The organism is Micromonospora avicenniae, from assembly GCF_900156065.1.
Lineage (GTDB): Bacteria > Actinomycetota > Actinomycetes > Mycobacteriales > Micromonosporaceae > Micromonospora > Micromonospora avicenniae.
On the sequence record NZ_FTNF01000010.1, the window covers coordinates 56974 to 77053 of the forward strand.

Annotated in this window: 16 protein-coding genes and 1 pseudogene; 11 read left to right on the forward strand and 6 right to left on the reverse strand. The window is 71.6% G+C overall.

The genetic code is table 11. The annotated features are described in order from the left end of the window. The first annotated feature begins 42 nt into the window (after positions 1 to 42). From BXA10_RS16805 to dapF, 3 genes are read left to right on the forward strand one after another with little or no spacing between them, the layout of a single operon-like run. Positions 43 to 813 carry a class III extradiol dioxygenase subunit B-like domain-containing protein gene (locus tag BXA10_RS16805; protein ID WP_076471335.1) on the forward strand — a complete coding sequence of 257 codons (771 nt, stop codon included), beginning with the start codon at positions 43 to 45 and terminating at the stop codon, positions 811 to 813. Positions 814 to 854: 41 nt separating this feature from the next. Further along, positions 855 to 1757 carry a tRNA (adenosine(37)-N6)-dimethylallyltransferase MiaA gene (gene miaA / locus BXA10_RS16810; RefSeq protein WP_076471481.1) on the forward strand — a complete coding sequence of 301 codons (903 nt, stop codon included), beginning with the start codon at positions 855 to 857 and terminating at the stop codon, positions 1755 to 1757. A gap of 7 nt (positions 1758 to 1764) precedes the next feature. Further along, on the forward strand, positions 1765 to 2610 hold the full coding sequence (dapF, locus tag BXA10_RS16815) for a diaminopimelate epimerase (protein WP_076471336.1): 846 nt from the start codon (positions 1765 to 1767) through the stop codon (positions 2608 to 2610). 6 nt (positions 2611 to 2616) lie between these two features. Here dapF and BXA10_RS16820 read toward each other — a convergent pair whose 3' ends face one another. Further along, the gene (locus BXA10_RS16820) at positions 2617 to 4083 is read right to left on the reverse strand and encodes an NAD-dependent malic enzyme (protein WP_076471337.1); all 1467 of its coding nucleotides are present in this window, start codon (positions 4081 to 4083) and stop codon (positions 2617 to 2619) included. A gap of 212 nt (positions 4084 to 4295) precedes the next feature. On the opposite strand from BXA10_RS16820, the gene hflX reads away from it, so the two are divergent. Both hflX and BXA10_RS31535 read left to right on the forward strand, forming a co-directional pair. Next, complete coding sequence (gene hflX, locus BXA10_RS16825; protein WP_425436077.1) at positions 4296 to 5801, forward strand: GTPase HflX; 1506 nt, start codon at positions 4296 to 4298, stop codon at positions 5799 to 5801. Between the two features lie 51 nt (positions 5802 to 5852). After that, complete coding sequence (locus BXA10_RS31535; protein ID WP_076471338.1) at positions 5853 to 7535, forward strand: hypothetical protein; 1683 nt, start codon at positions 5853 to 5855, stop codon at positions 7533 to 7535. A 173-nt stretch (positions 7536 to 7708) separates the two neighbouring features. Here the strand turns inward: BXA10_RS31535 and lexA are convergent, their stop codons facing one another. Continuing rightward, entirely contained in the window at positions 7709 to 8494 is a 786-nt protein-coding gene (gene lexA, locus BXA10_RS16835; protein WP_076471339.1) for a transcriptional repressor LexA, read from the reverse strand. Between the two features lie 626 nt (positions 8495 to 9120). Here lexA and nrdR point away from each other — a divergent pair. Both nrdR and BXA10_RS16845 read left to right on the forward strand, forming a co-directional pair. Then, the gene (gene nrdR / locus BXA10_RS16840) at positions 9121 to 9621 is read left to right on the forward strand and encodes a transcriptional regulator NrdR (RefSeq protein WP_076471340.1); all 501 of its coding nucleotides are present in this window, start codon (positions 9121 to 9123) and stop codon (positions 9619 to 9621) included. A 68-nt stretch (positions 9622 to 9689) separates the two neighbouring features. Next, a complete protein-coding gene (locus BXA10_RS16845) occupies positions 9690 to 12551 on the forward strand; it encodes a vitamin B12-dependent ribonucleotide reductase (RefSeq protein ID WP_076471341.1) in 2862 nt (953 codons plus the stop codon). Positions 12552 to 12725: 174 nt separating this feature from the next. Here the strand turns inward: BXA10_RS16845 and BXA10_RS16850 are convergent, their stop codons facing one another. Beyond that, positions 12726 to 13838, reverse strand: a complete 1113-nt coding sequence (locus tag BXA10_RS16850; RefSeq protein WP_076471342.1) for an FAD-dependent monooxygenase — start codon at positions 13836 to 13838, stop codon at positions 12726 to 12728. 197 nt (positions 13839 to 14035) lie between these two features. On the opposite strand from BXA10_RS16850, the gene BXA10_RS16855 reads away from it, so the two are divergent. Continuing rightward, positions 14036 to 14971, forward strand: coding sequence for a DUF2332 domain-containing protein (locus BXA10_RS16855; RefSeq protein WP_076471343.1), 936 nt, complete (start codon positions 14036 to 14038; stop codon positions 14969 to 14971). 32 nt (positions 14972 to 15003) lie between these two features. Here the strand turns inward: BXA10_RS16855 and BXA10_RS16860 are convergent, their stop codons facing one another. Together BXA10_RS16860 and BXA10_RS16865 are read right to left on the reverse strand one after the other, a co-directional pair. Beyond that, positions 15004 to 15561, reverse strand: coding sequence for a dihydrofolate reductase family protein (locus tag BXA10_RS16860; RefSeq protein ID WP_076471483.1), 558 nt, complete (start codon positions 15559 to 15561; stop codon positions 15004 to 15006). A gap of 50 nt (positions 15562 to 15611) precedes the next feature. Then, positions 15612 to 16886: an MFS transporter gene (locus BXA10_RS16865; RefSeq protein ID WP_076471344.1), complete on the reverse strand. Its 1275-nt coding sequence runs from the start codon at positions 16884 to 16886 to the stop codon at positions 15612 to 15614. A 145-nt stretch (positions 16887 to 17031) separates the two neighbouring features. Between BXA10_RS16865 and BXA10_RS16870 the strand changes: the two genes are divergently transcribed. The 3 genes from BXA10_RS16870 (at position 17032) to BXA10_RS16880 (ending at position 19133) form a co-directional block, all read left to right on the forward strand. Further along, on the forward strand, positions 17032 to 18021 hold the full coding sequence (locus tag BXA10_RS16870; RefSeq protein ID WP_076471345.1) for an asparaginase: 990 nt from the start codon (positions 17032 to 17034) through the stop codon (positions 18019 to 18021). Positions 18022 to 18214: 193 nt separating this feature from the next. Further along, the gene (locus BXA10_RS16875) at positions 18215 to 18499 is read left to right on the forward strand and encodes a C1orf53 family protein (protein ID WP_076471346.1); all 285 of its coding nucleotides are present in this window, start codon (positions 18215 to 18217) and stop codon (positions 18497 to 18499) included. 85 nt (positions 18500 to 18584) lie between these two features. Beyond that, on the forward strand, positions 18585 to 19133 hold the full coding sequence (locus BXA10_RS16880; protein WP_076471347.1) for a hypothetical protein: 549 nt from the start codon (positions 18585 to 18587) through the stop codon (positions 19131 to 19133). Between the two features lie 185 nt (positions 19134 to 19318). Here BXA10_RS16880 and BXA10_RS16885 read toward each other — a convergent pair. After that, positions 19319 to 20007, reverse strand: a pseudogene (locus BXA10_RS16885) (iron-dependent transcriptional repressor DtxR). Positions 20008 to 20080 lie beyond the last annotated feature (73 nt).

A 20080-nucleotide genomic window follows, 5' to 3' on the forward strand; every position in this document is an offset into this window, starting at 1 on the left:
CGCCTATCGCCGACCGTGACCATACGGTGTCCTAGCGCCCAGATGACCGGATCGGCGCACAGACTCACCGGCGCGTCCCGCTACCGTGAACGGGTGCCACTGGTCGCCGCCGCCGTCTGCCCCCATCCGCCCCTGCTCGTGCCCGAGGTGGCCGGTGCCGCCGCCGCTGAGCTCGACCCCCTCCGCGCCGCCTGCGAAGCCGCGCTGACCCGGCTGCTCGCCGCCGGGCCGGAGGCGATCCTGCTGGTCGGCAGCGGACCTGAGACTCGCAGCTTTGGTAGCGCCGACTACGGCTCCCTGCGTGGGTACGGGCTCGACCGGACGGTGCCGCTGTGGAAGACGGGCCGCGCGGGGGCGGACGTGCTGCCGCTCAGCCTGACCGTCGGCGCGTGGCTGGTCGGCCGGACCGGTACACCGCTGCCCCGGTTCGCGGCGGCGATCGCGGACCAGGCCGCCCCTGCCGACTGCGAGGACATGGGTGTGCAACTGGTCGAGCGCGCCGAGGCGCGGATGGCGCTGCTCGTGCTGGGGGACGGGTCGGCCTGCCGGGGGCAGCAGGCGCCCGGCTACGACGACCCGCGCGCCGGGGCGTACGACGAATCCGTCGCTGCCGCCCTGGCCACCGCGGACGCCGGGGCCCTGCTCGGCCTGGACCCGGTGCTGTCGGCGGAGCTGAAGGTCGCCGGCCGGGCACCGTGGCAGGTGCTCGCCGGCGCGGTCCGTGCGGCCGGCGGCGACTGGCGGGGCGAACTGCACTACGCCGAGGCCCCCTACGGCGTGGCCTACTTCGTGGCCGGCTGGGAGACGGCGTGAGCGGCCCGGTCGAGGCCGGTGGCAGCCGCCACCCGGTCGGGATGGTCGTGGCCGTGGTCGGGCCGACGGCGGCCGGCAAGTCGGCGCTGAGCATCGCGCTGGCACACGCGCTCGACGGCGAGGTGGTCAACGCCGACTCGATGCAGCTCTACCGGGGCATGGACATCGGCACGGCGAAGCTCACCCCGGCCGAGCGGGACGGTGTGCCACATCACCTGCTGGACATCTGGGACGTCACCGAGCCGGCCAGCGTCGCCGAGTACCAGCGGCTGGCCCGTGCGGCGGTCGACGACATCCTGGCCCGGGGACGGGTGCCGCTGCTGGTCGGTGGATCCGGCCTCTACGTGCGCGCGGTGCTGGAGCAGTTCGAGTTCCCCGGCACCGACCCGGCGATCCGGGAGCGGCTGGAGCGGGAACTGGCCGAGTTCGGCCCGGCGCCCCTGTACGCGCGCCTGCGCGCCGCCGACCCGGCCGCGGCCCAGGGGATCCTCCCCGGCAACGGGCGCCGGATCGTCCGTGCCCTGGAAGTGATCGAGCTGACGGGGGCGCCGTTCACGGCGTCGCTGCCCGAACCGACCCCGTACTACCCGTCCGTGCAGGTCGGCGTCGATCTGGACACCGTGCTGCTCGACGAGCGGATCGCCCTCCGGGTGGACCGGATGTGGGCCGACGGGCTGGTCGCCGAGACCCGCGAACTGGTCGGACGTGGCCTGCCGGACGGCCGTACCGCCGGCCGCGCACTCGGCTACCAGCAGGTGCTGCGCTTCCTCGACGGCGAGTTGACCGAGACGGAGGCGTACGAGGAGACGATCCGGGCGACCCGCCGGTTCGTACGCCGGCAGCGCTCCTGGTTCCGCCGCGACCCGCGGATCCACTGGCTGGACTCCGCCGAGCCGGGCCTGGTCGCCGAGGCCCTGCGGTCGGTCGCCGCCGCTGCGGGATGATGGAGTCGTGGAGTTCACCAAGGGACATGGCACCGGCAACGACTTCGTGATCCTGCCCGACCCGGACGGGACGCTCGACCTCACACCCGGCCTGGTCGCCGCCATCTGCGACCGCCGGCGAGGGCTCGGCGCCGACGGGGTGCTGCGGGTCGTACGGGCCGCCAAGCACCCGGAGGGCGTGGCGCTGGCCGGCGAGGCCGAGTGGTTCATGGACTACTGGAACTCCGACGGTTCCATCGCCGAGATGTGCGGCAACGGGGCACGCGTGTTCGTCCGCTACCTGGTCGACACCGGGCTGGCCGCCCCCGCCGACGCGGCGCTGCCGGTGGCGACCCGGGCCGGGATCGTCCGCGCGCGGGTCGACGGCGACACCATCGCGGTGGAGATGCGTCGCCCCCGGCTGTACGACGCGTCCACGGCGACCCTGGGCGGCCTCACCCTGGCCGGCACCGCGGTGGACGTGGGTAACCCGCACCTGGTATGCGCGCTGCCGGCCGGGCTGGACCTGCCCACGCTGGACCTGACCAGGGCGCCCGAATTCGACCCGGCGGTCTTCCCGGCCGGAGTGAACGTCGAGTTCACCGCACCGGGTGGACCGGTCGACGGGGTCGACGGGCACGTGCTCATGCGCGTCTACGAGCGCGGCTCGGCGGAGACCCTGTCCTGCGGCACGGGTGCCTGTGCGGTGGCCGCGGTGGCGCTGCGTGACCTCGCGCGGGAGACCGGCGTGGTCGCGGTCGACGTTCCCGGTGGACGCCTCACCGTCACGGTCACCGCCGACACCTGCTGGCTCGCCGGCCCCGCGCTGCTCGTGGCCACCGGCAGGTTGGCCTCGTCCAACCTGCCGGACTGACCACCGTCACGGGTTGGCGGAGGCCTCGGCGGCGATCTCCGGAAGGTCGGCCGGACCGGGGTCGGCGGCCGGCGCGGGGGCCGGGCTGTGCGCGGCGGCGCGCACGGCGGCGGCCACGGCCGGGGCGACCCGGGAGTCGAAGACGCTCGGCACGATCACCGTCGGGTTGATCTTGTCTTCGCCGACGACGTCCGCGATGGCGTGCGCGGCCGCGATCGCCATCTCCTCGGTGAACTCCTCGGCGTGCGCGTCGAGCATGCCGCGGAAGACGCCGGGGAAGGCCAGCACGTTGTTGATCTGGTTGGGCTGGTCCGACCGGCCGGTGGCGACGATCGCGGCGTGCTTGCGCGCCTCCCGCGGGTCCACCTCCGGGTCGGGGTTGGCCAGCGCGAACACGATCGAGTCCTTCGCCATGGTGGCGATGTCCTCGCCGGTGAGCAGGTTCGGCGCGCTGACCCCGATGAAGACGTCGGCGTCACGGATCGCCCCGCGCAGGTCGCCTGAGTAGTTGTCCTTGTTGGTGTTCTCGGCCAGCCACTGCCAGGCCGAGTTCAGGTCGGTCTGGCCGCGGTGCAGGGCGCCCTGCCGGTCGTACGCGATGATGTCGCCCACGCCCTGGCGCAGCAGCAGCTTCATGATCGCGGTGCCGGCGGCACCGGCTCCGGAGACGACCACCCGGACGTCCTCGAGCTGCTTGCCGACGACGCGCAGCGCGTTGGTGAGTGCGGCCAGCACGCAGATGGCGGTGCCGTGCTGGTCGTCGTGGAAGACCGGGATGTCCAGCGCGTCACGCAGCCGGGCCTCGATCTCGAAGCAGCGCGGCGCCGCGATGTCCTCCAGGTTGATGCCGCCGTACGCGGGCGCGATCGCCTTCACGATGGCGACGATCTCGTCCGTGTCCTGGGTGTCGAGCACCACCGGCCAGGCGTCCACGCCGCCGAACCGCTTGAACAGCGCCGCCTTGCCCTCCATCACCGGGAGCGCGGCGGCGGGTCCGAGGTTGCCCAGGCCGAGGACGGCCGAGCCGTCGCTGACCACGGCGACGGTGTTGCGCTTGATGGTCAACCGCCGGGCGTCCGCCGGGTTCTCCGCGATGGCCATGCAGACCCGGGCCACGCCCGGGGTGTACGCGCGGGACAGCTCGTCACGGGTCCGCAGGGCGACCTTCGAGCTGACCTCGATCTTGCCACCCAGGTGCAGCAGGAACGTCCGGTCGGACACCTTCCGGACGTCGACCCCGTCGAGCGCGGAGATCGCCTGGACGACCTGGTCGGCGTGGCTGGCGTCGGCGGTGTCGCAGGTGAGGTCGACGAGCACGTGGGTGGGGTCGGAGTCGACCACGTCCAGCGCGGTGACGATCGCCCCGGCCTCTCCGACGGAGGTGGTCAGCCGCCCGATCGACGAGGCGTCCGCCGGTACGGCGATCCGGATCGTGATGGAGAATCCGGCACTCGGGAGTCGGGTGATGGCCACAGGTGTTTCCTCCGTCAACGCTGAGCGGCTCGACTCGCATTTCTACCCGCCCACCGAGGTCGCTCGGCATCCGGCCCCACTACCGGTGGGTACGGCCACCGTCCGCGTTCCACGTACGGCCGGGTGCGGGGTCGCGGTCGCGTGACGCGGCCACGGGACTTCGGCGACTTCCGCGCGCCTAGGAACCGACCATGCGGGCATATAGCAGGTGCATGCGGCGTTGCCACATGTCAGGATTGCTTTCCACCCGGCAGAACGGACAGGAGATCGGTTTGCGCGACCAGGACACCGTCGTCGTCCCATTCGAGGACGAGGAGCTCGACGCCACCACCGGCGAGCTCGAGCTGTCAGAGCGGCAGGCGCTGCGGCGGGTCCCCGGCCTCTCCACCGAGCTCACCGACATCACCGAGGTCGAGTACCGGCAGCTCCGCCTGGAACGGGTGGTGCTGGTCGGGGTCTGGACCGAAGGCACGCAGAGCGACGCCGAGAACTCCCTCACCGAGCTGGCCGCGCTGGCCGAGACCGCCGGCTCGCAGGTGCTCGAGGGGCTGATCCAGCGCCGCAACCGGCCCGACCCGGCGACGTACATCGGCCGCGGCAAGGTCGACGACCTGGGTTCCGTGGTGCTCGCCTCCGGCGCGGACACCGTCATCTGCGACGGCGAGCTCTCCCCGTCCCAGCTGCGTAATCTCGAGCAGCGCACCAAGGTCAAGGTGGTCGACCGGACCGCTCTCATCCTCGACATCTTCGCCCAGCACGCGAAGAGCAAGGAGGGTAAGGCGCAGGTCGAGCTGGCCCAGCTGGAATACCTGCTGCCCCGCCTGCGCGGTTGGGGTGAGACGCTCTCCCGGCAGACGGGTGGTAGCGCCCGCGGCGGTGGCGCCGGTGGTGGCGTGGGTCTGCGCGGTCCCGGTGAGACGAAGCTGGAGACCGACCGGCGCCGCATCCGCACTCGGATCGCTCGGCTGCGCCGCGAGATCAAGAGCATGCGGACGGTACGCCAGACCAAGCGCGCCCGCCGCACTCGGAACGCCGTGCCCGCCGTGGCGATCGCCGGCTACACGAACGCCGGCAAGTCGAGCCTGCTCAACCGCCTGACCGGGGCGGGCGTGCTGGTGGAGAACGCCCTCTTCGCCACCCTGGACCCGACCATCCGCAAGGCCACCACCTCCGACGGGCGGGTCTACACCCTCTCCGACACGGTGGGCTTCGTCCGGCACCTGCCGCACCAGATCGTCGAGGCGTTCCGCTCGACGCTGGAGGAGGTCGCCGACGCCGACCTGGTGGTGCACGTCGTCGACGGCGCCCATCCGGATCCGGAGGAGCAGGTCCGGGCGGTGCGCGAGGTGCTCGCCGAGGTGGGTGCCGACCGGCTGCCCGAGCTGCTGGTGGTCAACAAGACCGACGCCGCGGACGAGGAGACCCTGCTGCGGCTCAAGCGTCTCTGGCCGGAGGCGATCTTCGTGTCCGCGCATTCGGGGCGCGGCGTCGACGATCTGCGCGGCGCCATCGAGGGCCGGCTGCCGCGGCCGGCGGTGGAGGTCTGCGCGGTCCTGCCGTACGACCGGGGCGACCTGGTCGCCCGGGTGCACCGCACGGGCGAGGTGCTCAGCACGGCGCACCTGCCGGAAGGCACCCGCGTGCATGTCCGGGTCAATCAGGCGCTCGCCGCGGAGCTTGCTCCGTACGAGGAGCGGACGGCCGCGGCGCGCCGCTAGACGCCTCGCCGGCGTCACCCGACCGAAACCGGGGCATGCGACACTTGCGCAATGCGCCGCGCTGTTTCCTCGGTCACGGTCGCCCTCGGACTCATCGGGGCGACCGTGGCGTTCACCGGAGTCGCGCTGGCGGCTCCCGCCGCCTCGTCTGCCACCGCGCCCGTTCCGGGCAAGAAGCGGTGCACGATCACCGACGAGCGGCCGCGTCAGCTCTCCGGTCTGGCCGCGGCGAGCACTGGCTTCGTCGTCATCAACGACGACTCCGATATCGAGTCGCGTAGGCGCGTCTACCTCCTGGACAGCAAGTGCAAGATCTCCAAGGAGGTTTCGTACCCGGGCGACGGCCCGGTCGACACGGAGGACGTGGCGCTCTCCCCGGACAAGAAGACGGTCTGGATCGCCGACACCGGCGACGAACCCATCGGGGAGCGACGCAAGCACGTGGCGGTCTGGACGATGCCGGTCAGCGGCTCCAAGAAGCCGACCCTGCATCGCCTCTCCTACCCGGAGGGGAAGCCGCACGACGCGGAGGCGCTCCTGGTCGGCGACGACAAGCTGCCGTTGATCATCACGAAGGTCACGTCGGGCGCGGCCGATATCTACCGACCGGCGGCGGCGCTCACCAGCGGAGACGACGAGCCGGTCGCCATGGAGAAGGTCGGCTCGCTCAAGCTGCCGATGACGCAGACGGAGAATCCGCTCGCGGTCATGGGCCGCGTCGCGATCACCGGTGCGGCCCGTTCGCCGGACGGCGGCAAGGTGGTGCTGCGGACGTACGCCGATGCCTTCGAGTACGACGTCACGGACGGCGACATCGTCAAGGCGCTCACGGGCGGCAAGCCCCGGGTGACGCCGTTGACCGATCCGTTCGGTGAGGCGATCACCTACTCGCCGGACGGGAAGAGCTTCCTCACGGTCTCGGACGTCGGGAAGCTCGGCGACGACGAGGCCAAGGTCGAGATCCTGAGCTACACCCCCTCCACCAAGGGGGCCGACCCGGTCGCCGCGGGCGTCGACGCCAACCCGGCCGCGAACCGCTCATGGTTCGACGGTCTGAGCATTCAGGACATCACCTACCTGGTCGCTGCGGTAGGCGTGGTGGGCGTGCTGCTGGTCGGTGTCGGAATCTTCGGCATTCTCCAGTCACGAAAGCGCAAGGCGAGCGGCGGGGACCGCTCTCCCGGTGGCCGCGGCGACGACTCGCCCGGCGGCCGTACGGATGAGGGTTTCGCGGGCCCCGGACCGGGTGGTGGCGGCGTCTACGGCGGAGCTCCGGGTCGCGATGCCGGCCCAGGTGGTGGCGGGGTCTACGGCGGTGGCCCGAGTCGGGGTGGTGCGGCACCGGCCGGCGGTGGCGGCTACGGCGGCGGTCGTCCGGCCGGCGGTGCGGGCGGGGTCTACGGGGGTGCCCGTCCGAACGGTGCCGGCGACCCCCGCCCGGGCGGCGGCGTCTACGGTGGCGGCCGGCCCCCGGGTGGTGGACGGCCGCGCGGCGGTCAGCCCGCCGGTGGCTCCTACGGTGGCGGTCAGCCCGGTGGTGGCTCCTACGGCGGCGGGCAACCCGGCGGCGGTGGCGTGTACGGCGGCGGTGGCGGCCGTGCGGAACCGCCCCGGCGTGGCGGACCCGACCCGGATTACCAGGGCCAGCGTGGCGGTCGTCGACGCCAGGAGGACGTCGACCCGTACGGCCAGTACCCCGGCGGCCGCGACCGGTACCGCGGCGACCGCTACTGATCATCTCGGCTCCCGTCGCGCCTCGGCGTGGCGCTGGGGTGCCTGTTCCGCGCCGGCACAACCGCCTCGGTGCGGCTGTGCCGGCGCTGGAGAGAGGTCCAGGGCCGCCGACCAGCGGTGCGTTGGTCAGCCGGCTGTCACGTTGGCTGGTCGACCGGGATGCCCGACACCTGTCAGATGCGTCGTAGCACCGCTACGACGCGGCCCATGATGGTGGCGTCGTCGCCGGGAATCGGGTCGAACGCCGGGTTCTGCGGCATCAGCCACACGTGCCCGTCGCGACGCCGGTAGGTCTTGACGGTCGCCTCGCCGTCGAGCATGGCCGCGACGATGTCACCTGACTCGGCGGTGGGCTGCTGCCGCACCACCACCCAGTCGCCGTCGCAGATCGCCGCGTCGAGCATCGAATCGCCCTTGACCTGGAGCATGAACACCTCACCCTCGCCCACCAGCTCGCGGGGGAGGGGGAAGACGTCCTCCACCGCCTGCTCGGCGAGGATCGGACCACCGGCGGCGATGCGGCCCAGCATCGGCACGTACGCCGGAGTTGGGCGTTGCGAGCGGGTCAGTTCGTCGTCCAACGCGTCGCTGGGGGAGCGGACGTCCACGGCACGCGGACGGTTGGGGTCGCGGCGCAGGAAGCCCTTCTTCTCCAGCTCCTTCAGTTGGTAGGCCACGCTGGAGGGCGACACCAGCCCGACCGCCTCGCCGATCTCCCGGACGCTGGGCGGGTAGCCGTGCCGCTCGACCCAGGTGCGGATGAATTCGAGGATCCGCCGCTGCCGGGCCGTCAGGTCGACCGTGGCCGGCTCGGGGAAGCTGCTGACCACCGGGGTGACAGGCCGCAGGGTGGGTTGCCCCGTCCGGCTACGCGCGGCGCCCCGGCGCCGAGTGGCCGGCGGACCCGCCTCGGCGACCTGCTGCGGGTTCTTCGGCCGGCTGGCCCGGTCCTCGGTCACGTCCGTCCTCCCTGTCGGCGCTGGGTGCCCCCGGCGCCCCGTGATGCATGTGGTGATGCCGGTGTGCGTGCTGGTGCGGCGGAACTCGCCGCGACCGGTTGGTCATGACCGTATAGGTGAGATCGGCCATTTTCAAACATCTGTACGACCTGTCACCGGCGTGTCGCGATGAAAAGCGCTTCTTTCGTACTGGCGTTCTGATAAATGTTACTTCGGTTGGCACGTCTGTTCGAATTGTGCCGGTCGGGCTGGTGGAATCCTCGCCGGCCGGCGGTAACTCCGCGCGGTCCTGCCCGTTGGGCTCACCGGCAGCTCGGGCGGGCGGTGTCGCGCTGCGGGTCAGCCGTTCGGGCGGGCCCCGGTCGGCGGGTCGTGCCGGCAGGGGTGCCGTGGGTGTGGAGTGACACGCGGGACACGCCGTCAACTTGACCCGGGTCTGCTGGCGACATACGGTCGACCCCTAGATGTAGTAGTCACACGGGCGTAAGTTGCCCATAGGTTGGGTCCGACTACCGACCGCACTCCCGTACAGTGTCACGGCGAGCGGCCATCGAGCGATGGCGCCGCCGCGGTGCGCCGTGCCCGGGAGTGCCCGGTGCGGCAGTGGTCGATCAAGGAGGTCAGCGATGCGGTGTCCGTACTGCCGGCACGCCGACTCACGAGTGGTCGACTCGCGGGAGGCCGACGACGGCCAGCTCATCCGGCGGCGACGCGCCTGCCCGGAGTGCGGCAAGCGGTTCACCACTGTCGAGGAGGCCGTCCTCGCGGTGGTCAAGCGCAGTGGGGTGACCGAGCCGTTCAGCCGGACGAAGATCATCGGCGGGGTACGCAAGGCGTGCCAGGGCCGGCCGGTCGACGATGACTCGATCGCACTGCTCGCCCAGCGGGTGGAGGAGACGGTCCGCGCCAAGGGCGCCGCCGAGATCCCCAGCCACGAGGTCGGGCTGGCGATCCTGGGCCCGCTGCGGGACCTCGACGAGGTGGCGTACATGAGGTTCGCCAGCGTCTACCGGTCCTTCGACTCGCTGGCCGACTTCGAGCGCGAGATCGAGTCGTTGCGGGCCGCGGCGCGCGCCCGGGACAACGGCGGGGCCGACGCGGTCGAGGCCGCGGGCCGGCCCAACTGACTTTTCGAGTTTTTCCTAACGGTATCGGGACGCGCGGTGGGTGACCGCGCAGACAGGGGGGCGACGGCGTGACGACGAGCAGGTCGCGAAGCAAGTCAGGCGCAGGCCTGAAGATCGAGCGGGTCTGGACGACGGAGGGGGTCCACCCGTACGACGAGGTCACGTGGGAGCGCCGGGACGTCGTGATGACGAACTGGCGGGACGGCTCGATCAACTTCGAGCAGCGCGGGGTGGAGTACCCCGAGTCGTGGAGCGTCAACGCGGCGAACATCGTGACCACCAAGTACTTCCGGGGAGCGGTGGGGACCCCGGAGCGGGAGTGGTCCCTCAAGCAGCTGATCGACCGGGTGGTCACCACCTACCGGACGGCCGGCGAGGAGTACGGCTACTTCGCCAGCCCGGCGGACGCCGAGATCTTCGCGCACGAGTTGACCTGGATGCTGCTGCACCAGGTGTTCAGCTTCAACTCGCCGGTGTGGTTCAACGTCGGCACGCCGTCGCCGCAGCAGGTCAGCGCGTGCTTCATCCTCGCCGTCGACGACTCGATGGACTCGATCCTCGACTGGTACAAGGAGGAGGGCCTGATCTTCAAGGGCGGCTCCGGCTCCGGCGTGAACCTGTCCCGGATCCGTTCCTCCAAGGAGCTGCTCTCCTCCGGTGGCACCGCCTCCGGCCCGGTGAGCTTCATGCGGGGCGCGGACGCCTCGGCCGGCACCATCAAGTCCGGCGGCGCCACCCGGCGTGCGGCCAAGATGGTCATCCTCGACGTCGATCACCCCGACATCGAGGAGTTCGTGGTCACCAAGGCGCGCGAGGAGGACAAGATCCGCGCCCTGCGGGACGCCGGATTCGACATGGACCTGGGCGGCGCCGACATCGTCAGCGTCCAGTACCAGAACGCCAACAACTCGGTTCGGGTCTCCGACGAGTTCATGACCGCGGTGGAGAAGGACGGCAGCTTCGACCTGCGCGGACGGCTGGACGGCGCGGTGATCGAGTCGATCAACGCGAAGAAGCTGTTCCGCACCATCTCCCAGGCGGCGTGGGAGTGCGCCGACCCCGGCCTGCAGTACGACGACACCATCAACGACTGGCACACCTGCCCGGAGACCGGGCGGATCACCGCGTCGAACCCGTGCTCGGAGTACCTGCACCTGGACAACTCCTCGTGCAACCTGGCCTCGCTGAACCTGATGAAGTTCCTCCGCGCCGACGGTGGCTTCGAGGTGGAGAAGTTCGTCAAGTCGGTCGAGTTCGTCATCACCGCGATGGACATCTCGATCTGCTTCGCCGACTTCCCGACCGAGAAGATCGGTGAGACCACCCGTGCCTACCGGCAGCTGGGCATCGGCTACGCCAACCTCGGCGCGCTGCTGATGGCGTCCGGCCTGCCCTACGACTCGGAGCAGGGTCGTTCGGTCGCCGCCGCGATCACCTCGCTGATGACCGGCACCGCGTACCGCCGGTCGGCCGAACTGGCCGGCATCGTCGGCGCGTACGACGGCTACGCCCGCAACGCCGAGCCGCACAAGCGGGTCATGCGCAAGCACGCCGCCGCCAACGACGAGATCAAGCCGGCCGGCACCGTGGCCACCGCCATCCAGCGGGAGGCCACCAAGCAGTGGACCCTGGGCAACAAGATCGGCGACAAGTTCGGCTGGCGGAACTCGCAGGCCAGCGTGCTCGCGCCCACCGGCACCATCGGCCTGATGATGGACTGCGACACCACCGGCGTCGAGCCGGACCTGGCGCTCGTCAAGTTCAAGAAGCTGGTCGGCGGCGGCTCGATGCAGATCGTCAACCAGACGGTGCCGCGGGCCCTGCGCAGCCTCGGCTACCCGGAGGAGCAGGTCGAGGCGATCGTCGAGCACATCGCCGACCACGGGCACGTGGTGGACGCCCCCGGCCTGAAGCCGGAGCACTACGCGGTCTTCGACTGCGCGATGGGCGAGCGGTCCATCGCCCCGATGGGGCACGTGCGAATGATGGCGGCCGTCCAGCCGTTCATCTCCGGGGCCATCTCAAAGACGGTCAACATGCCGGAGCAGGCCACCGTCGAGGACGTCGAGAAGATCTACTTCGAGGGCTGGAAGCTCGGCCTCAAGGCGCTCGCGATCTACCGGGACAACTGCAAGGTCGGCCAGCCGCTCTCCGCGGCGAAGCCGAACAAGGCCACCGTCGAGGCTCCGGCCGAGGTGGAGAAGGTCGTGGAGAAGGTCGTCGAGTACCGGCCGGTGCGCAAGCGGCTGCCGAAGAAGCGCCCGTCGGAGACGATCTCCTTCTCGGTCGGCGGGGCCGAGGGCTACCTCACCGCCTCGTCGTACCCGGACGACGGCCTGGGCGAGGTCTTCCTCAAGATGTCGAAGCAGGGCTCGACCCTGGCCGGCGTGATGGACGCCTTCTCGGTGGCCATCTCCATCGGTCTCCAGTACGGCGTCCCGCTGGAGACGTACGTCAGCAAGTTCACCAACATGCGCTTCGAGCCGGCCGGCATGACCGACGACCCGGACGTGCGGATGGCCGCCTCGGTGATGGACTACATCTTCCGTCGGCTGGCGCTGGACTTCCTGCCGTACGAGCGCCGCGCGGAGCTGGGCATTTTCACCGCCAAGGAGCGGGCCGCCCAGCTCCAGGCCGAGGCGGAGGCGGAGGCGAACGGTGCGGACCTCACCGCGATGGCCGCCTCCGCCCCGGTCGAGGTCAAGGTGGAGGAGCCGAAGACCGGCCCGGTCGCCCAGCCGGCGCAGGAGGTCGCCGACGTGGCCGCCGTGAAGCCGGCGCCGTCGGTCGGCTCCAGCACCGAGCTGCTGGAGGCCGTGCTTGGCCAGGTCGCGGACGCCCCGCTCTGCTTCACCTGCGGTACGAAGATGCGCCCCGCCGGTAGCTGCTACGTCTGCGAGGGCTGCGGTTCCACCAGCGGCTGCAGCTGAGGTACGACACCTGCGGCGCTGCCCCGATCCCGCCAGGGGGTCGGGGCAGCGCCGTATTCACGTATCGACTCGGAGTCCGGGCGGTCGTGCGGTCGTGGAGTCCGGCACGGCAGGACGACCCGACATCGAGGAAGTCGACTGGACCCTCGACGTTGTGGGCCGGCGAAGTGGTGGTCAGGGTTGGGCGAACAGGGGTCCGTAGTTGGACCGGAACATCTTCTCGCCGAGGCGGCGCATCACCGTGTCACGCAGTACGGGTGGCAACCCGCTCGCCTTGTCCCGGCGATGTGTCTGACTGAGCACCCAGTCCGTGCGCGGGCGGCGGCGTGCCTCGTACCCGCCCAGCGCCTCGGCGATGCTGCCGGCGTTCGCGAGCGAGTCGGCCAGCACAACGGCGTCCTCGAGGGACATCGCGCCGCCCTGCGCCATGTTCGGAGAGGTGGCGTGGGCGGCGTCGCCGACCAGCAGTACCGGGCCGCGCGTCCACGAGTCGAGCACGACCTCCTGGTTCGGGCCGGCGTGCAGGGTGGTGGCGTCCGCGTCGAGCGCGTCGAGCATGGTGGCGACCGGCCCGGCGAACGTCGCCCGCAGTTCGTCGCGCCAGCCCGGCCGGTCGGCGACCGGGCCGTCGTTGTAGTAGCAGTACGTCAGATCGTCGGAGACGGGGATCGTGAGGAACTGGATGCCGCGCCCCAACAACACGGACCAGACCGGCTCGGCGTCGACCCGTGGGGCGATCCAGCGGTACGCGTACTGGCCGAGGGGCCGGGCCACCTGACCGTCGAAGGCGAGCCGGCGGACCGTCGAGTTCACCCCGTCCGCGCCGATCACCAGGTCGTACGACGCCGCGGTTCCGTCGTCGAATTCGACGGCCACCCGGTCACCCTCCTGGTCGAGGGCGACCGGCTGGCGGGCCCACCGGATCGGAAAGTCCCCGATGCCGGCGAGCAACGCCCGGTGCAGTTCGGCTCGGGGAAGCGAGACGCAGGGCCCGACGCCGTGCCACAGGGCGGCCACGTCGATGTCGAAGAGGCGCCGGCCACGCTGGTTCGCGCTGCGCTGCCGCCTGATCTCCACGGCCACGTCGGCGATCGGCTCCCACAGCCCCAGCGCGTCGAGCGTCCGGGTCGCGTTGCCGGTCAGGTAGATGCCGGTGCCGGAGGTGGCGGGAGCCTCGGCCCGTTCGACCAGATCGATCGTCGCGCCCCACTCGCGCAGTGCGGCAACCGTCGCCAGCCCGGCGACACCGCCGCCGACGATCAGTACCCGGACACCCTCACCCCGCACGTTCAGTCCTCCCCACTGCGCGCCTGGGCCGGGGCTGAGCCTCCGCTCCGACTCCACGGCCGTCGCAGACTCTACGAGTTGCCCGTGGCGGTTCCCCACGTCGTTCCCACGGGCAGGGGTGTGCCGTTCGACTCACTGCGCCCTCCGTCACGTCCGGCAGGTTCCCGCCCGGTGGTGCCCGCTGCGACGATCGGGGCATGTCCATCGCCGTCGACTACGCCGATTTCGCCGCCCGAGAGTTGCGCGGGGTGTCACCCGCGTACGAACGCCTGGCGCTCGCGGTGTCCCGGGACGACGAGTTGCTCACCCTGCTCGGCACGCTTCCCCCGACGAAGCGGCAGCCGAACCTGCTCTTCGGTGTCGTACGACTGCTCGGCGGCCCGGTCGAGGATCCGGCGGCGTTCCACGACTTCGCGGTGACGCACTGGCCGGCGGTGCAGGCGGAGATGCGGGTCCGGGCCACGCAGACGAACGAGGCCGGCCGTTGCGCCGTGCTGCTTCCGCTGCTTGCCGCGCTGCCGCAGCCGCTCGCGTTGCTGGAGGTCGGCGCGTCCGCCGGGCTGTGCCTCTACCCGGACCGGTACGCGTACCGCTACGGCGACCAGCGGCTCGGCGCGGGCGAACCGGTACTGGAGTGCACGGCCGATGCTCTGGTGCCGCCGACCCGGCTGCCCGACGTGGTGTGGCGGGCCGGCCTGGATCTGAATCCGCTCGACGTGACCGACACCGCCGACCTGGCGTGGCTGAACGCCCTCATCTGGCCGGAGCACGCCCACCGCCGGGAGCGGCTGCGGGCCGCCGCTGAAGTCGCCGCCGCCGAGCCGCCCCTGCTGGTACGCGGTGACCTGGTGGACGATCTGCCGGCGCTGGCCGCGCAGGCACCGGCCGACGCGACGCTCGTGGTGTTCCACACCTCGGTGCTCTACCAGGTGCCGCAGCCCCGGCGGGCCGCCTTCGTCGACCTGGTACGCGAGCTGCCCGGGCACTGGATCTCCAATGAGGCCCCGGACGTGCTGGCGTACGAGGGGCTCCCGGAGCAGCCGGGACGGGCGCTGCACAACGTGCTCGGCCTGGACGGCAGGCCGCTCGCCTGGACCCGTGGGCACGGCCAGTCGATGGTCTGGTTCGGCTGACGCGACGTCGAGCCCGCCCGCGGCCCGGGGGCTCAGCGCCGATGGCGCAGCAGGACCACCCCGTTGCCGAAGACGCGGCTCTCGACCAGCCGCAGGTCGGTGGGCCCGACCCCGGCGGGAAAGAGCGGGCGGCCCCGGCCCAGCAGCACCGGGTGGACGTACGTCCGCCACTCGTCGACCAGGTCGTGTCGCATGAACGTGGCCATCAGGTCCGCCCCGCCGAGCGCCAGGTCACCGCCCGGCTCGGCCTTGAGCCGGCGCACCTCGTCGGGGTCGACCTCGCGCACCACCGTGGCGTTCCAGTCGGCCCGCTCCAAGGTGCGCGAGTAGACGATCTTCGGCATCTCGCGCCAGATGCCCGCGTACTCCCGCACCGCCGGCGGGCTCGCCGGGTCCTGGTCCGCGGTCGGCCAGTACGCGGCCATCAGCTCGTACGCGATCCGGCCGTTGAGGAAGGCGCCCATCGTGCGGAGTTCGGCGTTGAAGTGCTCGTGCAGCTCGTCGTCGACCCGGTGCCAGCTGAGGTCGCCGCCGGGGCCCTCGAAGTAGCCGTCCAGCGACACGCTCATGTGCACGACGATCCTTCGCATCGCTGCGCCTCCCACCTTGTCGGACATCCGCCGCCGAGTCTGCCCGTCGACTACGACGAAACTGCCGGTTCCGGCATGTCCCGCAGCCCGCGCAGTGGAGAGAGGACCACGAACAGGCATGCGCTCCACGTGCCCAGTACGCAGATCCAGAGCGCCGTACGCAGCCCCAGCGCCGTGCCGAGCCCCCCGCCGACCAGCGCGCCGAGCGGGATCACCCCGAAGCAGATCCACAGGAACGCCGCGTTGACCCGGCCCAGGATCGCCGGCGGGGTGATCCGCTGCCGGTAGGTGGTCGACGCGACGTTGTACAGCACCGCGTTGGCGGAGAACGCGGCCAGCCCGACGCCGTAGAGGAGCACCCCCCAGCCCGGTCCTGCCAGCGGCATGAGCAGGTAGAACGGGCCGGGTGCGGCCATGGCCACCCAGATGACCCGGCCCGACCCGATCCAGGCCGACAGCCGCCCGGCGAGCGCGCCGACGACCAGGCCACCGATCGCGCTGACCGAGAACACCAGTCCGACCTGCACCGACGAGGCGTGCAACTCGCGCAGCATGAACGTCACCTCGATCGAACCGGCCGCCATGACGAAGAAGTTCGAGGTGGTCGTGCAGGCCAGGATGCGCAGCAGGATGGGCTGGCTGCGGATGAACCGCAGCCCGTCGGTCATCTCCACCCGCAGCGGCAACCGCTCGCGCTGCTCCACCGCCCGCGGTGTGGGCCGGATCAGCACCAGGGTCACCGCGCTCACCAGGAAGGCCAGCCCGTTGCTGAGGAACGTCCGGGTGGCGCCGACCAGGCCGATGAGGACGCCGCTGGTCGTCGGCCCGACCAGCTCGGCGGCGTCCTGGCTCATGATGAGCTTGGCGTTGGCGTCGACCAGCTGCACCGCCGGAATCAGTCCCGGCAGCATGCTCTTGTACGCGACGGTGAAGAGCACGGTGAGCACACCGGACAGCCCCACCACCGTGTACAGGTAACCGAGGGTGAGCTGTCCGAGCAGCGCGACGCCCGGGAGCGACAGCATCAACGCGCCGCGGCCGAGGTCGCAGAGGATCATCAGGCGGCGCTGGTCCACCCGGTCGGCGAGGATCCCCGCCGGTAGCGAGACGAGCAGGTACGGCAGCCACGCCAGGAAGGTGAGCAGCGAGACCTGGAAGACGCTGGCGTGCAGGGTCTCCGCGGCGAGCAGCGGGACGGCCACGCCGGCGATCCGGGTGCCCAGCTCGCTGACCGTCTGTCCGCTCCACAACAGCAGGAAGTTCCGGCTCCGCAGCAGCGAGGGCGGTCGGACGGTCGCGGGCGGGTCGGCGACGTGCTGGCTCAAGAGATTGCCTGTCTGTGAAGTGCGTCGTCGGTAGTGGACGACCATGGGGTCGCCCCAGCCTGCCGCCGCTGCGGCCGACCGCGCCAGCCGATATCGCCACGTGTAGGGTCCGGGGCTCACTCGGCGGCGGACGGAGATCCAACGGATGTCGATCGCTCTCATCACCCTCGGCGGCACGATCGCGATGGGCGGGGTCGACCGGGGGCGACCCGGCGTGGTCACCCGGCTCACCGGCGCTGACCTGACGGCGGCCGTGCCGGGCCTCGCCGACCTCGGGGTGCGGCTGGACGTCCGGGACGTGCACGCGGTGCCGAGTGCGAGTCTCACCTACCGGCAGTTGCTGGACGTGGTCGCCGTCGCCTCTACCGCGGTCGCCGCCGGGGCGACCGGTGTGGTGGTCAGCCAGGGCACCGACACACTGGAGGAGTCGGCGTTCCTGGCAGATCTGGTCTGGCCGCACGCAGCCCCGCTGGTGTTCACCGGCGCGATGCGAAATCCCACGCTGGCCGGCCCGGACGGCCCGGCGAACCTGCTGGCGGCGATCCGTGTCGCCGCCGCACCGGCGGCCGGTGACCTGGGCGTGCTGGTGGTCGTGAACGACGAGGTGCACGCGGCCCGCTGGGTACGCAAGACGCACAGCACCAGCACCGCGACCTTCGCCTCGCCGAACGCCGGCCCGATCGGGCAGGTGATCGAAGGGGAGGTGCGCGTGCTCGTGCGCCCGCAGCGGCGCGACCCGTTGCCGTCGGTCGACCCGGAGCGGCTCGACGCCACCCGGGTCGCCCTGTACCCGGTCACCCTGGACGACGACGGCCTGCTGCTCACCGGCGTCGCCGACATGCACCACGGGCTGGTGGTCGCCGGTTTCGGCGTGGGACACGTGCCCGCCGCGCTGGCGCCGCTGCTCGGGGAGTTGGCCGGACGGATACCGGTGCTGCTCACCTCCCGTACCGGCGCCGGATCGGTGCTGCGCCAGACGTACGGGGCGGTCGGGTCGGAGGCCGACCTCCAGCGGCGCGGGCTGCTCAACGGCGGGCTGCTCGACCCCTACAAGGCGCGGGTGCTGTTGCGGCTGCTGCTGGCCGCCGGCCTGGACGGGAACGAGCTGGCCGTCGCGTTGGCCCGGTTCCGCTGACCGGGCCTGCCGTCCCGAGGCCCTGTCCTGCCGATCATTGCCGGCCTGCGTCGGGTCCAGCCGACGACCGGCTGCGTTGTCGATTCGTCCGGATACAACACCGGTATCCGGACGAACCTCCGCCTTGCCGGGCCGCCACCTGGATCCCGCCTCGGCTCGACATGATCGACAGGACACGGCCTAGACTGCGGCGGTGACCGGGAAGCGACGACCCTTGGCCGCGCGCCCGCTGACCGAGCCGCACCCGTCCCGGCTGCCGCACGACCATCCGGGCCAGGAGCGGATCCTCGCCGTACACGCCGCCGCGCTCGACGCGGGGGAAGCCGGTTATCTCGACCCGGACACGGGTCTCTTCGTGCTCACCGCCGGTTTCCTGGCCCGCCGGGGCACCTGCTGCGGCCGCGGCTGCCGCCACTGCCCGTACGTCGACGATCCGGCCGGCGACGCGGAGGTGACGCCGGAACGTCGGGACGGATGAGGGGTTCCGCCCGACCCGGACGTTCCGTACGGTGTCCGACGGACATCCGGCGGGGTGACCCCGTCGACTACTGCGGAGGTTCCACGTGCGTTCCCGGATCTTGCTCGTCGTCGCGGCCGTACTGTCCACGGCGGGCTGCGCGACAGAGCGGGAACCGGTGGAGCTGCCACCCCCGGCGCCGATGGCGGTGGACGTGGCAGCCGCCTCCTCCGGCGGCGCGTGCCGGCTGCTCGACTTCGCGGTGATCGAGCAGCTCGTGAAGGTCCGGTTCGACGTGGCCGCGGCGAGCGAGCGCGGCGACACGCACACCTGCGTCGTCCGGGGCGGCCGGGCGACTCTGCCGGAGCTGACGCTGACGGCGACGGAGACCTCGATGGACAAGGCCACCTTCGTCGCGGACGTGGTGCCCGATTCGGCCAGCAAGGTCTCCGGGCTGGGCGAGCAGGCCTATCGGCGCACCGTCGGCGCGGCGGACGGGCACGGGCCGGTCGCCGAGGTGGGCTGGCTCTCCGCCGACGGCAGGCTCGCCGTACTGCGCTGGACCACTGAGAAGGGCACCGCCAAGTCGGCTGCGGAGAAGGTGGCGGTCCAGCTGACGGCCCTGGCCAAGAAGGTCGACACCCGGGCCCTGTGACGACGGCCGGCGGGGCGAGCGTCGACCCCACGTCCGGCCGGGCGTCCGCGCAGCGGCGGTGCCGGGCATCTTCGCCGCGGCGGTCGCCCGCGAGCCGGTCGGGCGGCCCTCATCGGCCCAAACGGGCGACCAGGGTTCCGGAGCGCCCGGCCCGGATATGGCCGGGCGCGCCCGGACCCGAAGCGTCAGGCGGCGGCGACGAACACCCGGGAGGCGACCTCGCGGGGAGTCGGACCCGATCGCCGGAGCGGTCGATGGACACGCCGTCGCGCTCCTGGGCCACGGTCACCGTGGCACCGGGGTCGACACCCGCGGCGTGCAGTTGGCGGAGCACGTCGGCGTTGGTCTGCACGCTCTCGCAGATCCTCCGGACGACGACCTTCCCGGAGAGACCGGGGAAGGCGAGGTTGCGCTCACCGTCGACGACGACGGTGTCCTCCGGCTCCGGCGAGCCGAGTCCCTCGAGGCCGGGGATCGGGTTGCCGTACGGCGAGCGGGTCGGCCGGTTGAGCAGGTCGTAGACCCGCTTCTCGACTGCGTCGCTCATCACGTGCTCCCACCGGCAGGCCTCGTCGTGGGCCTCCTCGTAGGGCATCCCGATCACGTTCACCAGCAGCAGCTCGGCGAGCCGGTGCTTACGCATGACGGAGACAGCGGCGTTGCGGCCCTCCAGGGTGAGCGACAGATGGCGGTCATCCTCGACCGTCAGCAGGCCGTCGCGCTCCATCCGTGCGACCGTCTGGCTCACCGTGGGACCGCTCTGCTTCAGCCGTTCGGCGATGCGGGCGCGCAGCGGCGGCACCCCCTCCTCCTCGAGCTCGAGGATGGTGCGCAGGTACATCTCCGTGGTGTCAACAAGATCGTGTTTGGCCATCGCTACCACCTCTTTCCGGAGGTAACGTCACCCTCGCTCGTGTCGACCAGGTCGTGTTTCACGTCAGCGGCCC

Excerpts from the sequence above, each read along its gene's own strand:
- BXA10_RS16855 (WP_076471343.1), top strand. The coding sequence starts at position 14,036 with ATGTCCATCGCCGTCGACTACGCCGATTTCGCCGCCCGAGAGTTGCGC.
- miaA (WP_076471481.1), top strand. The coding sequence starts at position 855 with ATGGTCGTGGCCGTGGTCGGGCCGACGGCGGCCGGCAAGTCGGCGCTG.
- BXA10_RS16805 (WP_076471335.1), top strand. The coding sequence starts at position 43 with ATGACCGGATCGGCGCACAGACTCACCGGCGCGTCCCGCTACCGTGAA.
- BXA10_RS16870 (WP_076471345.1), top strand. The coding sequence starts at position 17,032 with ATGTCGATCGCTCTCATCACCCTCGGCGGCACGATCGCGATGGGCGGG.
- nrdR (WP_076471340.1), top strand. The coding sequence starts at position 9,121 with ATGCGGTGTCCGTACTGCCGGCACGCCGACTCACGAGTGGTCGACTCG.
- BXA10_RS16860 (WP_076471483.1), bottom strand. The coding sequence starts at position 15,561 with ATGCGAAGGATCGTCGTGCACATGAGCGTGTCGCTGGACGGCTACTTC.
- BXA10_RS31535 (WP_076471338.1), top strand. The coding sequence starts at position 5,853 with ATGCGCCGCGCTGTTTCCTCGGTCACGGTCGCCCTCGGACTCATCGGG.
- hflX (WP_425436077.1), top strand. The coding sequence starts at position 4,296 with ATGCGGCGTTGCCACATGTCAGGATTGCTTTCCACCCGGCAGAACGGA.